13 protein-coding genes are annotated in these 13840 nt (G+C 64.8%); all 13 read left to right on the top strand.

The annotated features are described in order from the left end of the window. Positions 1–577 (top strand): alanine dehydrogenase (locus VGE27_RS04950; protein ID WP_414653538.1); only part of this gene is annotated, 577 nt, incomplete at its 5' end. A 228-nt stretch (positions 578–805) separates the two neighbouring features. Next, a complete protein-coding gene (locus VGE27_RS04955; RefSeq protein ID WP_331048527.1) occupies positions 806–1843 on the top strand; it encodes a rod shape-determining protein in 1038 nt (345 codons plus the stop codon). A gap of 15 nt (positions 1844–1858) precedes the next feature. Further along, a complete protein-coding gene (gene mreC, locus VGE27_RS04960; protein ID WP_331048528.1) occupies positions 1859–3004 on the top strand; it encodes a rod shape-determining protein MreC in 1146 nt (381 codons plus the stop codon). Next, a complete protein-coding gene (gene mreD, locus VGE27_RS04965) occupies positions 3001–3513 on the top strand; it encodes a rod shape-determining protein MreD (RefSeq protein WP_331048529.1) in 513 nt (170 codons plus the stop codon). The genes mreC and mreD overlap by 4 nt, the downstream gene beginning before the upstream one ends. A gap of 11 nt (positions 3514–3524) precedes the next feature. Further along, positions 3525–5285: a penicillin-binding protein 2 gene (gene mrdA / locus VGE27_RS04970; protein WP_331048530.1), complete on the top strand. Its 1761-nt coding sequence runs from the start codon at positions 3525–3527 to the stop codon at positions 5283–5285. A 14-nt stretch (positions 5286–5299) separates the two neighbouring features. Continuing rightward, positions 5300–6565, top strand: a complete 1266-nt coding sequence (gene rodA / locus VGE27_RS04975; protein WP_331048531.1) for a rod shape-determining protein RodA — start codon at positions 5300–5302, stop codon at positions 6563–6565. Between the two features lie 82 nt (positions 6566–6647). Continuing rightward, on the top strand, positions 6648–7517 hold the full coding sequence (accD, locus tag VGE27_RS04980; protein ID WP_331048532.1) for an acetyl-CoA carboxylase, carboxyltransferase subunit beta: 870 nt from the start codon (positions 6648–6650) through the stop codon (positions 7515–7517). Between the two features lie 11 nt (positions 7518–7528). Further along, positions 7529–8875 (top strand): folylpolyglutamate synthase/dihydrofolate synthase family protein, encoded by a 1347-nt coding sequence (locus VGE27_RS04985; protein ID WP_331048533.1) that lies wholly within the window; start codon positions 7529–7531, stop codon positions 8873–8875. 9 nt (positions 8876–8884) lie between these two features. After that, positions 8885–10192 (top strand): histidine--tRNA ligase, encoded by a 1308-nt coding sequence (gene hisS, locus VGE27_RS04990; RefSeq protein ID WP_331048534.1) that lies wholly within the window; start codon positions 8885–8887, stop codon positions 10190–10192. Then, positions 10185–11654, top strand: a complete 1470-nt coding sequence (gene proS / locus VGE27_RS04995) for a proline--tRNA ligase (protein WP_331048535.1) — start codon at positions 10185–10187, stop codon at positions 11652–11654. The genes hisS and proS overlap by 8 nt, the downstream gene beginning before the upstream one ends. Before the next feature lie 20 nt (positions 11655–11674). Next, positions 11675–12946 (top strand): diaminopimelate decarboxylase, encoded by a 1272-nt coding sequence (lysA, locus tag VGE27_RS05000; protein ID WP_331048536.1) that lies wholly within the window; start codon positions 11675–11677, stop codon positions 12944–12946. Then, the gene (locus VGE27_RS05005; protein WP_331048537.1) at positions 12946–13458 is read left to right on the top strand and encodes a metallophosphoesterase family protein; all 513 of its coding nucleotides are present in this window, start codon (positions 12946–12948) and stop codon (positions 13456–13458) included. Before lysA ends, VGE27_RS05005 begins: the two co-directional genes overlap by 1 nt. Beyond that, positions 13458–13840 (top strand): glutamine amidotransferase-related protein (locus VGE27_RS05010; RefSeq protein WP_414653539.1); only part of this gene is annotated, 383 nt, incomplete at its 3' end. The genes VGE27_RS05005 and VGE27_RS05010, both read left to right, overlap by 1 nt.

Raw genomic sequence — 13840 nt, forward strand, 5'->3', positions numbered from 1 at the left:
CGTGAACGCAGCCAAGATGGCGGCCGGCTTGGGCGCGAAGGTGGTGGTGCTCGACCTCTCACTCGAGCGCCTGCGCTACCTGTCGGACGTGATGGCCGCCAACGTGCAGCTCATCCACTCCAATCGCCACAACATCCTCGAACAGATCAGCACCTGCGATCTGGTGATCGGTGGCGTGCTGATCCCGGGCGCCAAGGCGCCCAAGCTGGTGCGTCGCGCCGATCTTGCGCGCATGCGTCCCGGTGCGGTGATCGTGGACGTGGCGGTCGACCAAGGCGGCTGCGTGGAGACCATCAAGCCGACCACGCACGAGAACCCGACGTACACCGTGGACGGCATCATCCATTACGGCGTGGCCAACATGCCAGGCGCCGTGCCGCGCACGTCCACGCTGGCGCTCACCAACGCCACGCTGCCATACACGCTGCAGCTCGCCAACAAGGGCTGGAAGCAGGCTCTGAAGGACAATGGTGCACTGCTGAAGGGTTTGAACATGTCCGCCGGTAAGGTCACGTATCGTGGCGTGGCGGAGTCGTTCGGACTCGAAATGACCGACCCGGCCAGCTTCGTCGCGTAGTCGCCGGACCGTTGTGCATGAGCCGCAGGGTCGACCCGGTCGATCCTGCGGCTTGTTCGTTACCGGACCTGTCGCGTCAATGCGGCTGGTATGTCGGGTGGTGTGCTAGGTCACGATCCCACAACAGCTTGTCCGCTCTCGTGTGCTCCGGTACTTTACCCCCATAGACATTGTCGTTCTTCATCGAGGTAGCCCGCGCATCGGGTTGCCGCCCCGTGATCCCCCTGGATGTTCTGGCCCTTCAGCAAGTCCAATTCGTTCTTCCCGGCGAACGCCATCGCCGTGGACCTCGGTACAGCGAACACGCTGATCTACGTGAAGGGCGAGGGGATCGTGTTGAACGAACCCTCCGTCGTCGCGCTTGATCGCGAAACGAAGAAGATCAAGGGTGTCGGACTCGAGGCGAAGCGCATGCTGGGGCGCACGCCTGACGGCATCATGGCCGTGCGTCCCATGAAAGACGGCGTGATCGCCGACTTCGATGTGACGGAGAAGATGCTCCGTTACTTTCTCACGCTCGTGATCGACAAGCACGTCTTCAAGGTGAAGCCGCGCGTGATCGTGTGCGTGCCGTCTGGCATCACAGAAGTGGAGAAGCGCGCCGTGCGCGACTCCGCTCTTGGCGCCGGTGCGAAGGAAGTGTTCATGGTGACCGAGCCGATGGCTGCCGCCATTGGCGTGGGGCTGCCCGTTGAATCGCCGACCGGCAACATGGTCATCGACATCGGTGGCGGCACGACGGAAATCGCCGTCATCGCGTTGTCTGGTATCGTCAGCGATACGTCCATCCGCACGGGCGGCGATGAACTCGACATCAGCATCGTCCAGTTCATGCGCAAGAATTACAACCTGCTGATCGGCGAACCGACGGCGGAGCAGATCAAGATTCAGATTGGCTCGGCGTATCCGGTGGGTGACGAGCGCGAGATGGAAGTGAAGGGCCGCGATCTCGTCTCCGGCATTCCGAAGACGGTGCGTGTGCACTCGAGCGAAATCCGTGAAGCGGTGCAGGAGCCCATCCAGCAGATCGTCGATGCGGTGCGTCGCGCGCTGGAAATCACGCCGCCGGAACTCGCGTCCGACATCGTCGATCGCGGCATCGTGATGACGGGTGGTGGTGCGCTCATTCGCGGCCTCGACGTGTTGCTGTCGCAGGAGACTGGTCTTCCCATTCACGTCGATGAAGATCCGCTGACGTGCGTGGTGCGCGGCACCGGCAAGATTCTCGACGACGAAGAGAAGTACTGGTCGGTCCTCACCACCTGATCGCGGGCTGAGCGCGTGGCCCGCACGGTTCGTGGGGAAGGACGGCTCGACACGGTGCTGGTGCTGGTGTGTGTGGCACTCGCCGCACTCGCCATGCTGATGTCGCGCCGCACGCGGGAGCAAACCGCGATGTCGATGCGCACGACGGTGCTCGCGCCGCTCGTCGCCCTCGAAGGACGCGCTGCCGGTGTACGGGCGGCCGTGGAATCACGCGACGCGCTGTTGCAGACGCGCGGTCGCGCGGTGCGCGACACGATGAATGTGCGCGCCGTCGCCGATGAAAACGCGGTGCTGCGCAAGTTGCTGGGGTTGTCGGCCCGACTGCAGGATGGCTTTGTGCCGGCCGAGCTGTTGCCATCACGTGCCGGCGACGAATTCACCATCACGCTCACCACGGGCAGCAACACGGGTGTGCAGCCGTTCTTGCCGGTCGTGACGGCGGATGGACTGGTCGGCATGGTGGAGAGCGTGGACAACAGCACGAGCTTCGCCATCACGTGGGCGCATCCCGACTTTCGCGTGAGTGCGATGAGCGTCGATCAGACCGCCTTCGGCATCGTGCAGCCACACCTTGGCGCCGGCGCCGAACGCTGGCTGCTGGAGATGCGTGGCGTACCGTTCCGCGCGAAGCTCGATTCGGGCACGATCATCGTCAGCTCCGGTCTCGGGGCGACGTATCCGCGCGGCATCCCCGTCGGCACAGTGATCGGTGAGATCGTCACGCCGGAGAAGTGGGCGCGCACCTATCTCGTGAAGCCTGCGGTGTTGCCTGAGGCGATCGGACCGGTGTTGGTGTTGCTGCCCGCGCGGGCTCAGCGCGGCGTGAATGGCGTGTGGACCACCGTCACTGCTGCCGACAGCGCGGCACGGGCGGTGGCTGCCGCTGGTGACTCGCTGGCCCGCAAGGCGGCGCTCGATGAACTCGCGGCTCGACGTGCCGCCCTGGAAGCGCAGCTGGCCGACAGCCTTGCCGCCGCCGACACGATCGGTGGTGGACTGGGCACGCGCCCGGCACCGCGCGTGATGACACGCGCCGACAGTCTGCGTGCGGACAGCGTGCGTGCCCGTCAGCGGTCTGACAGTGTGCGGGCGAAGCAGCGGGCGGACAGCATCGCGCGCGCACGCCCCACCGGCCCGCCACCCAACGAGGAACGCCAGTGAGGCCGGCGCCACAGTCCAATACCGGCGTGGCCAGTGCGGTGCGTGCGTGGATCGGCTTTGCCATCCTGATCGCCGCGCACTTCGGCGTGCGCCCGCTCGTGGCCGGTCGTGTCGCGGTCGATTTTGCCCTGATCGCGATTCTGTTCTCTGCCGTGCGTATGCGCCCGGGCGTGGCGGCGATCACCGGGTTCCTCGTGGGCATTTCGCTCGACGCGATGGCCCCCGGCACCTTTGGCACTCACGCGCTCGCCCTCACGCTGATCGCATACGGCGCGTCGTGGCTCAAGGCCGTCTTCTTTGCTGATCATGTGGGACTCACCGGACTGTTCGTGTTCGCGGGAAAGTGGGTGCTCGATATCGCACTCGCCCTGCTGACCGGTGTATCATCCGGAGTGTCGCTCGTGATTGCGCTGCTCGTCTGGTCACCGTTGTCGGCCGCGCTGACGGCCCTCGTGGCCATGTTGCTGCTGGTGATGTTCCGTCCGCTGTATCGCCCACAGTCGCTCTGAGAGGTGACCGGGTGAGTTACCACCCGAATTCGGTGCTGCGACGCGCCCGTGTGGCGCGCGGACTGCTCTTCGTCTCGTTCCTTGCGTTGGGGACGGCGTTCTTCCGTGCGCAGGTGCTCGACAGCGCGTCGTATGCGCTGCAGGCCGAGAGCAACCGCCTGCGCGAAGTGCCGCTGCCTGGTGCGCGCGGCATCATCTACGATCGCAAAGGCGAGATCATCGCCGAGAACCTGCCGGGCTACTCGGTATCGATCCTGAGTCCCACGGAAGATTCGTTGCGGTCCGCCCTGCGCACGTTGTCGAAGGTCATCACCATCGATTCGGCGCAGCAGGCGCTGGCCGTGCGGCGCTATCGCCGTGCACCCACGCGTCCCGCCGTGATCTTCAACGACGCCTCGTTCCAGGTCGTGTCGGTGCTGGAAGAACGTCGTGTGGAGTTTCCCGGGCTCATCATCCAGAGTTCGCCCAAGCGCTACTACCCGGATGGTGAGGCTATGGCCGCACTGGTGGGATACACGGGCGAAATCTCCGAAGACGAACTCACGCGCGAACGGTTCGTGGAGTACAAGGCCGGCCAGCAGATCGGCAAGGCCGGCGTGGAGCTCGAGTACGAAGAGCAGCTGCGCGGACGGGAAGGGAGTCGCTACGTGGAAGTCGACGCCCGCAATCGCGTGGTGCGTGACAACGGCGTGCGCGCCGATGTGCAGCCCGAGGCGCCGGCGCCGCTGCGTACCAACATCGATCTCGATCTGCAGAAGTACGCGCACGACTATTTTGGCGATTCGCTGCGCGGTGCCGTCGTGGCACTCGAACCCGCCACCGGCGGCGTGCTCGCACTGTATAGCGCACCGAGCTACGACATCAACCGGTTCATCGGTGGTGTGTCGGGCGCATTCTACCAGTCGTTGCTGGATGACGAGCACAAGCCGCTCGTCAATCGCGCACTGCAGGGCACCTACCCGCCCGCGTCGACCTGGAAGCTCGCCACGGCGGCCATCGGTCTGCAGCTTGGCCTCGTGACCATGGATACGCGCATGGAGCGCGGCTGCACGGGCGGCTACTACTACGGCCGCGTGTTCAAGTGCTGGGACAAGAAGGGACATGGCGACGTGACGTTGGCCCAGGCCATCGCCAAGTCGTGCGACGTGTACTTCTACCAGCTTGGTCTCAAGATCGGCCTGGCGCGCCTGTTGGCCGGCGGTGTGAAGCTCGGCTTCGGCGAAAAGACCGGTATCGACCTGCCCAATGAGCGCACGCCCATCTGGCCCGAGAGCCGCGACTACTTCGACCGGAAGTATGGCGCGCGGGGCTGGAATCCCTCCGTGGTGTTGAGCTTGTCCATCGGACAGGCCAACAACGCGCAGACGCCGCTCAACATGGCCAAGTTCTACACCGCGTTGGCCACCGACGGCAGCGCGGCCACACCGCAAATCGTGGCACGCGAACCGGAACGCAAGCAGATCCTCAACCTGACGGCCGAACAGCTCGAAGGCATGAAGATGGCGCTGGCCGACGTGGTGTCGCGTGGTACGGCCGCTGGTGCGCAGATTCGCGGACTGACCATTGCCGGTAAGACCGGCACGGCACAGGTCCCGCCGCTCAAGGACTTCGCGTGGTTCGTAGGCTATGCGCCGGCGGACAATCCGAAGATCGTGCTGGCCATCGTGATTGAAGAAGGCCTGCACGGTTCGGCTGCGGCGCGTGTGGCGACCAAGCTGATGGAGCGCTATCTCAAGACGCAGCTCACGATGTCCAGCGTCACCAACGACTGAGGACGAACGCAAACATGCCCGTCACCAGCGTCCTGCGCCGTCAGAGCATCGATTTCCCGCTGCTGCTCATCGCGCTGCTGCTCACCACGTTCGGCATCGCCATGGTGTTTTCGGCGGGCCAGATCGACGCCCCGTCCACCATCACGGCCGGTGCCTGGAAGCGACAGTTGTCGTGGTTCGGATTGTGCCTGGCAGCCACGTGGGTTGTCACCCGCGGCTCGGTGCGTCTGATCGAATGGAGTGCGTGGCCGCTCTACGCACTCAGTTGCGCCTTGCTCGTGCTGGTTCTGTTCATTGGTACGGGTGCGGGTACGGCCGCCAGTGTGAAGGGTTGGCTCAGTATCGGCGGTGTACGTATCGGTCAGCCGGCGGAATTGGCCAAGCTGGCCACCACGCTCATGCTCGCCCGTGTGCTCGCCGCGCAACGTGAGGCCCCGCGTTCGCTGATGGATTTGTGGCGACCGCTGTTGGTGGTGGGCATCCCATGGCTGCTCGTGATGAAACAGCCAGACCTCGGCACCGGCATCGTGTTCATCGGCATCTGCTTCGCGATGCTGTTCTGGGCCGGCGTGCAATGGCAGCTGCTGCTGATGCTGGCCAGCCCGGGCATCAGCCTCGTGCTGGCCTTCAGCACGGGCGTGTGGGGGGCGTGGTTTCTCATTCTCGTTGCATTGGTGCTGTGGTACCGGCCATTCCTCGCCGAGGGCGTGGTGGTGGTGGTGGCCAACGTGGTCACAGGCGTGGTGGCACCGCTGCTCTGGGACAAGCTCAAACCGTACCAACAAAAGCGACTGCTCGTGTTTCTCGATCCCAGCATCGACATGCGGGGGTCCGGATATCACGTCACGCAGAGCAAGGTGGCCATCGGTTCTGGCGGCCTGTTCGGGCAGGGGTTCACGCAGGGCAGTCAGAAGCGTCTGCAGTTTCTTCCCGAACGGCACACCGACTTCATATTTTCGGTCGTGGGAGAGGAGCTTGGGTTTCTCGGTGTCAGCGTGGCGCTGGCACTGTTCCTGGCACTCTTCCTTCGCAGCACCCGGGTGGCCTCACGGGCCAACGACGCGTTCCCGAGTCTGGTCGCCTTCGGGTTCGTGGCCGCCTGGTTCGTGCACGTCATGGTCAACGTGGGCATGACCCTCAACCTCATGCCTGTCACCGGCATCCCGTTGCCGTTCTTCAGCTACGGTCCATCGTTCCTGCTGGTCAGCTGGGTCGCCGTGGCGGTCCTGCTGCGTATCTCGGCCGAAGGGCGCGGGCAGCCGGACGCCATCGGGCTCTGAGCGGCCGGTCTCCCAATACAGCAGCCTCGTCGGCGCGCAAGACCTAGCCTTCGTCCCGACGTTCACCAATCTTTCGCAGTCTATGGCCTGGTTCCGGAAGGAAAAAAAGCCCCGTCAGCCCCGTCGCGAGCGTCTCGAGATCCCACCGGATACGTGGGAGAAGTGCGAGGCCTGCGGCCACACCGACATTCGTGACAAGTTCTTGCGGAACTTGAACGTCTGTCCGTCCTGCGACTTTCACCGTCGCCTCCGGGCATGGGACTATGCCTCCTTCCTGATCGACGACGGCTCGCTGAACGAAGTGGGCGGTGAGCTGCGTTCGGTCGACCCGCTGGGCTTCCCGGACTACCCGGCGCGTCTCAAGAAGGCGCTCACGAACGCCGGCGACACGGACGCGATCCTCACCGTCACCGGCCAGCTCGAAGGCATGCCGGTGGGTATTGGCATCATGGACTTCTCGTTCATGGGCGGCTCCATGGGCTCGGTGGTCGGCGAAAAGATCGCCCGCCTGGGTCAGCGGTCGCTCGAGAAGAAGCACCCTCTGGTGATCGTGGCCGCGTCGGGTGGTGCCCGCATGCAGGAGGGCATCCTCTCCCTCATGCAGATGGCCAAGGCGTCGGCGGTGCTGTCGCAGCTGGCCGAGCGTCGCATCCCGTACATCTCGGTGCTCACGAACCCCACCACGGGTGGTGTGAGCGCGAGCTATGCCATGCTGGGCGACGCCATCCTGGCCGAGCCGGGCGCGGTAATCGGGTTTGCCGGCCCGCGCGTCATCAAGCAGACGCTGGGCCAAGACCTGCCGGAAGGCTTCCAGACGGCCGAATTCCTGCTCGAGAAGGGGATGGTCGATCAGGTCGTGCACCGCAAGGAGCTCAAGGACACGCTGTCCCGCCTGCTGCGTCATATGACCGGCCGGCCGGCTGCACAGGCTCAGGCCCTGCAGGAAGGCTGATACTGTCCACAGTGGACCCGCTGACCCCCAATCGGGGCGTACCGGCGACTGAGGCGGCGCAGGCGATGGACTCGGCATATCACGAGGCGCTGGAGCGACTCTTTGCCCGGACCGGTGGCGCCTGGCGCCTCGGTCTGGAGCGCGTCGCCGACCTGCTGGCCCGCCTGGGCAATCCGCACCGCCGCTATCCGGTCTTCCACATTGCCGGTACCAACGGCAAGGGCAGCACCGTGGCCACGCTCGACGCGCTGCTGCGTGGCGCCGGTCGTCGGGTGGGCCGCTATACGTCGCCGCACCTCGTCGATTTTGCCGAGCGGGTGGTGGTGAATGGCGAGCCGATGTCGCACGAGGCGATCACGGAATGGTTCACGCGCCATGAACCACTGCTCACGGAGCTGGGCGCGACATTCTTCGAGGCCACGACGGCCATGGCGCTGTCGCACTTCGCCAATGAGGGCGTCGACGTGGCCATCATCGAGGTCGGCCTGGGAGGCCGTCTCGACGCGACCAACATCGTGGAGCCTGTCGCGGCCGCGGTGACTCAGATCGGCTTTGATCATCTCGAGTACCTTGGCGACACCCTTGAAGCCATTGCCGGGGAGAAGGCCGGCATCTTCAAGCGCGGTGCGGCGGCCGTCGTGGGTGACACCCGTCCTGCCATTCGGGACATGCTGCTGCAGCGGGCAGAGGCGGTTGGTTCGGGGCCGGTGCTGGTGACAGGTCGCGACTGGCAGGTAGACGACATCGTGGTGGACGCACAGGGCACGTCCTTCACCTTGACCGTGAACGAAAACGGGATGTCCGACAGCCGTCGCCTGACGACGCCGTTGGTCGGCCAGTTCCAGGCGCACAATGCGTCGGTGGCGCTGGCCCTGTTGCGCAGTGCAGGCGGTGAATGGGCCAAGATCGAGCGGGAGGCCGCAACACACCTCGCCGGCGTGCGCATCGCAGGCCGGTTCCACCGTTCGCCCCCGTGGCTGTTCGACGTGGCACACAACGCAGACGGGGCGGCCACCGTCGTCGCGAATTTGCTGGCGGTGGGTGTACCGCACCCGCTGTCAGCCGTCGTCTGCGTGCTGCGGGACAAGGATTGGCGCGGCATCCTGCATGCGGTCTCGAAGGCCGCCAGCCGCATTCTGGTGACGATGGCGCCCACAGCGCCCGCCAACCGGACATGGCAGCTGGACGAGGTCATGGACTGGGCCCAGGCCGAAGGGTTGCCTGTGGAGCGCTGCGACGACTTTGACCGCGCCTTGGCCGAGGCGCAGGTGGGGGCGGAAACGGTGCTCGTGACCGGCTCATTTCACACTGTCGGCGACGCGATGGAGCGGTTGCAGGTCGATCCGTTGGCTCGGTAGCTTACTTGGATGTCACACAAGCCGCTCCCGGGTTTCCGAGACTTCTACCCAGACCAGTTCGCCGAGCGAGCCCACATCTTCGAAACCTGGCGCCGCATCGTGCGGCGCTATGCGTTTCAGGAGTACGATGGGCCGCCGCTTGAACCACTCGAGCTCTACACGCAGAAGAGTGGCGACGAGATTGTCACCCAGCTCTACAACTTCGTGGACAAGGGCGAGCGTCCGGTGGCCATGCGCCCCGAGATGACGCCCACGTTTGCACGTATGGTGGGCGCCAAGGCGCAGACGCTGCGCAAGCCGGTGCGCTGGTTCTCGTTGCCGCAGCTGTTTCGCTATGAGCGTACCCAGAAGGGGCGTTTGCGCGAACACTTTCAGCTCAACGTCGACATGGTCGGCGAAGCGGATGTGCTGGCGGATGCTGAACTGGTGTCGATCGCGATCGAGATCATGCGCGCGTTCGGGCTGACGCACACCGATGTGCGCGCCCGCGTGAGTGATCGTCGCCTGCTGAACGGACTGCTCGAGCATCTGGCCATCGCTGAGCGCACCTGGCCTGCTGTGTATGCGGTGCTGGACAAGCTCGAACGGCAGCCCCGTGAGGTGTCCGCCGAGAAACTCGCGGAAGCGGGCGTCGTCGCCGAAACGGCGGACGTGATCCTTGGCTTTGCGACGCTCGACTTTGCGACCGTGCAGGCGCGCTATGGTGATGCGCCGGCCGTGAAGCCGCACCTCGATCGGTTTGCGCAGTATCTCGCACACTGCGAAGCACTGGGCGTCGGCGAGTGGATGCGTTTCGATCTCACCATCGTGCGTGGACTCGCGTACTACACCGGCATCGTGTTCGAGCTGTTCGACAACGTGGGTGAGTTTCGCGCCATCTGTGGCGGCGGTCGTTACGACAATCTCCTCAAGTCGCTCGGTGGCACCGATCTGCCAGCACTCGGCTTTGGTATGGGCGATGTCGTGATCGGTGAGCTGTTGCGTGCCCGTGGACTGATGCAGGTGTCCGCTGCACCGCCAGCGTACTGGGTGGCACAGTCGCCCGACGCGCCGGCTGCACCGGCCGCCGCGCTGCGTACGGCATCCGCACTACGCGGCGCCGAGTGCATGGTGGAGTATGCGCTCAAGTCGCAGAAGCTCGACAAACAGCTCGAGGCCGGGCGCAAGGCAGGCGCCGGCGCCTTTGTCATCGTCGACCCGGCAAGTGGCGATGCCCCGTGGCGCGTGCGTCGCGCGGGTCACGACGATCAGACGTTTACCACGCTCGATGCCCTGGTGGCCTGGGCGTCCTCGCATTCCGGAACACCCCATGAGTGACGACAAGAAGCTGACCACCCGCGCTGAAAACTTCAGCGACTGGTACAACGAACTGGTGCTGCGCTCCGAGCTGGCCGATTACTCGCCGGTGCGCGGCTGCATGGTGATCCGTCCGTGGGGCTACGGCATCTGGGAGCGCATGCAGCGCGCGCTGGACGACATGTTCAAGGCCACGGGCCATGTGAACGCGTACTTCCCGCTGTTCATCCCCGAAAGCTTCCTGTCGAAGGAAGCCGAGCACGTGGAGGGCTTCGCGCCGGAGTGCGCAGTCGTCACCATGGGTGGCGGCAAGCAGCTCGAAGAGCGACTGGTCGTGCGCCCCACGTCAGAGACGATCATCTACTCGATGTTCGCGAAGTGGGTGCAGAGCTACCGCGACCTGCCGTTGCTGTACAATCAGTGGGCCAATGTGGTGCGCTGGGAGATGCGCACGCGCCTGTTCCTGCGCACGATGGAGTTCCTGTGGCAGGAAGGGCACACCGCGCACGCCACGCATGACGAGGCTGAGGAAGAGACGCGCCGCATGCTGGGCGTGTACCGCACGTTCATGGAGGAGTACATGGCCATGCCCGTGATCACCGGCCAGAAGACGGACGCGGAGAAGTTCGCGGGTGCACTGCGCACGTACTGCACCGAAGCGATGATGCAGGACAACAAGGCGTTGCAAGCTGGCACGTCGCACAACCTCGGTCAGAACTTCGCCAAGGCGTTCGACCTGACGTTCCAGAACGAAGCCGGACAGCAAGATCACGCCTGGAACACCAGCTGGGGCGTGTCCACGCGCATGATTGGTGGGCTGGTCATGACGCACAGCGACGACGCGGGCCTGCGTCTGCCACCGCGCCTCGCGCCGACGCAGATGGTCATCGTGCCGATCTGGAAGACCGATGACGAACGTGCGGCCACCATCGAAGCGGCCAAGCGTATCGCCGATGAACTGGGCAGCTTCAAGCGCCCCGATCACGAGCGCATCCGCGTGCACGTGGACGATCGCGTGGGCATCAAGCCGGGCGCCAAGTACTATCACTGGGAATTGCGCGGTGTGCCGCTGCGCATGGAAATCGGTCCGCGTGATCTGGCGTCGTCGAGTGGCATGCTCGTGCGCCGCGACACGCGCGAAAAGCGGCCCATCGCGTTTGATGTGTTGCGCACCGAGTTGCCGGTGATTCTGGAGTCGATCCAGGCGGACATGCTGGCGGCGGCGCGTGAGCGCCTGGAGGCCAACAGCCATCGTGGTGACATCACCTATGATCGCTTCAAGGAGATCATGGACGGCCCGGGTGGCTTCGTGTATGCGGGCTGGAATGGTGATCCGGCAGTGGAGCAGCGCGTGAAGGAAGAGACGAAGGCGACGATCCGCTGTATTCCGGATGCGGAGTTCCGGTCGCCGAACGCGCCGACGACGTGCATGGTGACGGGTGAACCGGCCAAGTACGAAGTCATCTGGGCGCGCTCGTACTGACCGGCGACTCCAAGACCTCGATGTCAGAATCCGGATTCAGTCGTCGGCAGGGCGTGTTGCACGCGGAAAGCGTGCCGCTGCCGACGATCGCCGCTGCGGTGGGTACGCCGGCATACGTGTACTGCGCCGGCACCATTCGCGCGCGGTACGAACGGCTGGCGCATGCCTTCGAGGGCGTGCCGCATCGCATTCACTTCGCGATGAAAGCCAACTCCAACCTGTCTGTGTTGCGCCTGCTGCAGGAACTCGGCGCCGGCGTGGACATTGTGTCTGGTGGTGAACTGTATCGCGCCCGCGAGGCCGGTTTCACCGGCCGCGACGTCGTCTTCAGCGGCGTTGGCAAGACGGTGCAGGAGATCGAGCAGGCACTCGATGACCGCGTGCTGCTGATCAACGTGGAATCGGAGGCGGAGCTCGTCACCATCGACGCCGTGGCGGCCCGCAAGGGCGTGGTGGCGCCGATCGCCATCCGGGTGAATCCCGAAGTGACGGTCGAGACACCACACGCCTACATCCGCACCGGCGAGAAGGGGCAGAAGTTCGGCATCCCGCGCGATGACATTTCGCGGTTGGTCGCGCTCATCAGCGACCTGCCGCACATCGCGCTGCGTGGTCTGGGCATGCACCTGGGCTCGCAGATCGGCAATGCCGATCCGCTGCGTGATGCACTGCCACGTCTGCTGACGGCGGTGGAGATCGCGCGGGCCGAAGGGCACGACGTGAAGTACCTGGACGTGGGTGGCGGCCTGTCGGTGCCATACGAAGCCAGCGAGCGCGAGGCCGACGTGGAAGACTACGCGCAGATCGTGCGCGCGGCCGCCACCGAAACGGAGCTCATGCTATTGCTCGAGCCGGGCCGGTATATCGTGGCCGAATCGGGCACGCTCCTCACCGAAGTGCTCTATCGCAAGCATGCGGCCGGCAAGGACTTTGTGGTCACCGATGCCGGCATGAGTGACCTGATCCGTCCCGCGCTGTACCAGGCATATCATGCCATCGAAGCGGTGGTGGATACGCCGCGCACGATCACGGCCGATGTCGTTGGCCCGATCTGCGAGTCCGGTGACTTCTTCGCGAAGAATCGCGAACTGCCCGATGTGTCGGCCGGCGAACTGCTCGCCATCCGGACGACGGGCGCGTATGGCTACACCATGACGTCGAACTACAACTCCCGTCCGCGTGTCGTTGAAGTACTCGCCGACGGTTCCCGCTTTGCCATCATCACGGAACGCGAGCGCTACGAGGATCTCGTGCGGCTCGAGCGTGCCCATCTCCAGTGGAGAACCACCTGATGCGTATCGGCCTGTTGTCGGATACCCACGATCGTGTGCCGGCCGTTCGCGCGTTGCTGGAGCAGATGGTGCAGGGAGGTGTGTCGCTGGTGATGCATGCCGGTGACTATTGCTCCCCGTTTGTGCTGCAGCCGTTTCAGGATCTCTCGTTGCCGCTGCTCGGCGTGTTTGGGCGCAACGATGGTGATCGCGATGCCCTCGTCGCAGCAGCGAACACCGGCTTCGGTGCGGCCGAGCTGTTCGAGTCACCGCACTCGTTCGACCTCGGCGGCAAGTCGGTGTTGCTCATTCACGACCTCGCCGACGTGCATCAGCGCTCCATCGATGGGCACGAAGTGATCGTGCATGGCTTCACCCACGTGCCCGAAATGAAGTCGCGTGGTGATTCACTGCTGGTCAGCCCGGGCGAAGCCTGTGGCTGGCTGCACGGTGCGCCGACCGGCGCGATTCTCGATCTCGATACCAAGGCCGTCGAGTTCCTCAAGCTCACCGGCCCGGAGTGGAAGTTCTGATGAACAGCCGTATCCTCATCCTCGATTGTGGTTCGCAGTTCACGCAGCTGATCGCCCGCCGTGTGCGCGAGGCCCGCGTGTACTCCGAAATCCATCCGCCCACCAAGTCACTCGACTGGATTCGCGCGTGGAAGCCCACGGGCATCATCCTGTCTGGTGGCCCGAGCTCGGTCACCGATGAGGGTGCGCCCACCATTCCGCCAGCGCTGCTCGATGTGGCCCCGGTGCTCGGTGTGTGCTACGGCATGCAGCTCATCGCGCATCTCGAAGGTGGCGCCGTGGTTGGCGGCGGTCGTCGCGAGTACGGCCGCGCGGAAGTCATGATCGACGAAGCCGATGGCCTGTTTGGCAGCTTTGTCGCTGGCGACAAGACCACGGTGTG

Source organism: Gemmatimonas sp. (genome assembly GCF_036405635.1).
GTDB lineage: Bacteria > Gemmatimonadota > Gemmatimonadetes > Gemmatimonadales > Gemmatimonadaceae > Gemmatimonas.

Coding starts and splice junctions, on each gene's coding strand:
- rodA (WP_331048531.1), top strand. CDS start 5,300: ATGCCCGTCACCAGCGTCCTGCGCCGTCAGAGCATCGATTTCCCGCTG.
- proS (WP_331048535.1), top strand. CDS start 10,185: ATGAGTGACGACAAGAAGCTGACCACCCGCGCTGAAAACTTCAGCGAC.
- VGE27_RS04955 (WP_331048527.1), top strand. CDS start 806: ATGTTCTGGCCCTTCAGCAAGTCCAATTCGTTCTTCCCGGCGAACGCC.
- hisS (WP_331048534.1), top strand. CDS start 8,885: ATGTCACACAAGCCGCTCCCGGGTTTCCGAGACTTCTACCCAGACCAG.
- accD (WP_331048532.1), top strand. CDS start 6,648: ATGGCCTGGTTCCGGAAGGAAAAAAAGCCCCGTCAGCCCCGTCGCGAG.
- lysA (WP_331048536.1), top strand. CDS start 11,675: ATGTCAGAATCCGGATTCAGTCGTCGGCAGGGCGTGTTGCACGCGGAA.
- VGE27_RS05005 (WP_331048537.1), top strand. CDS start 12,946: ATGCGTATCGGCCTGTTGTCGGATACCCACGATCGTGTGCCGGCCGTT.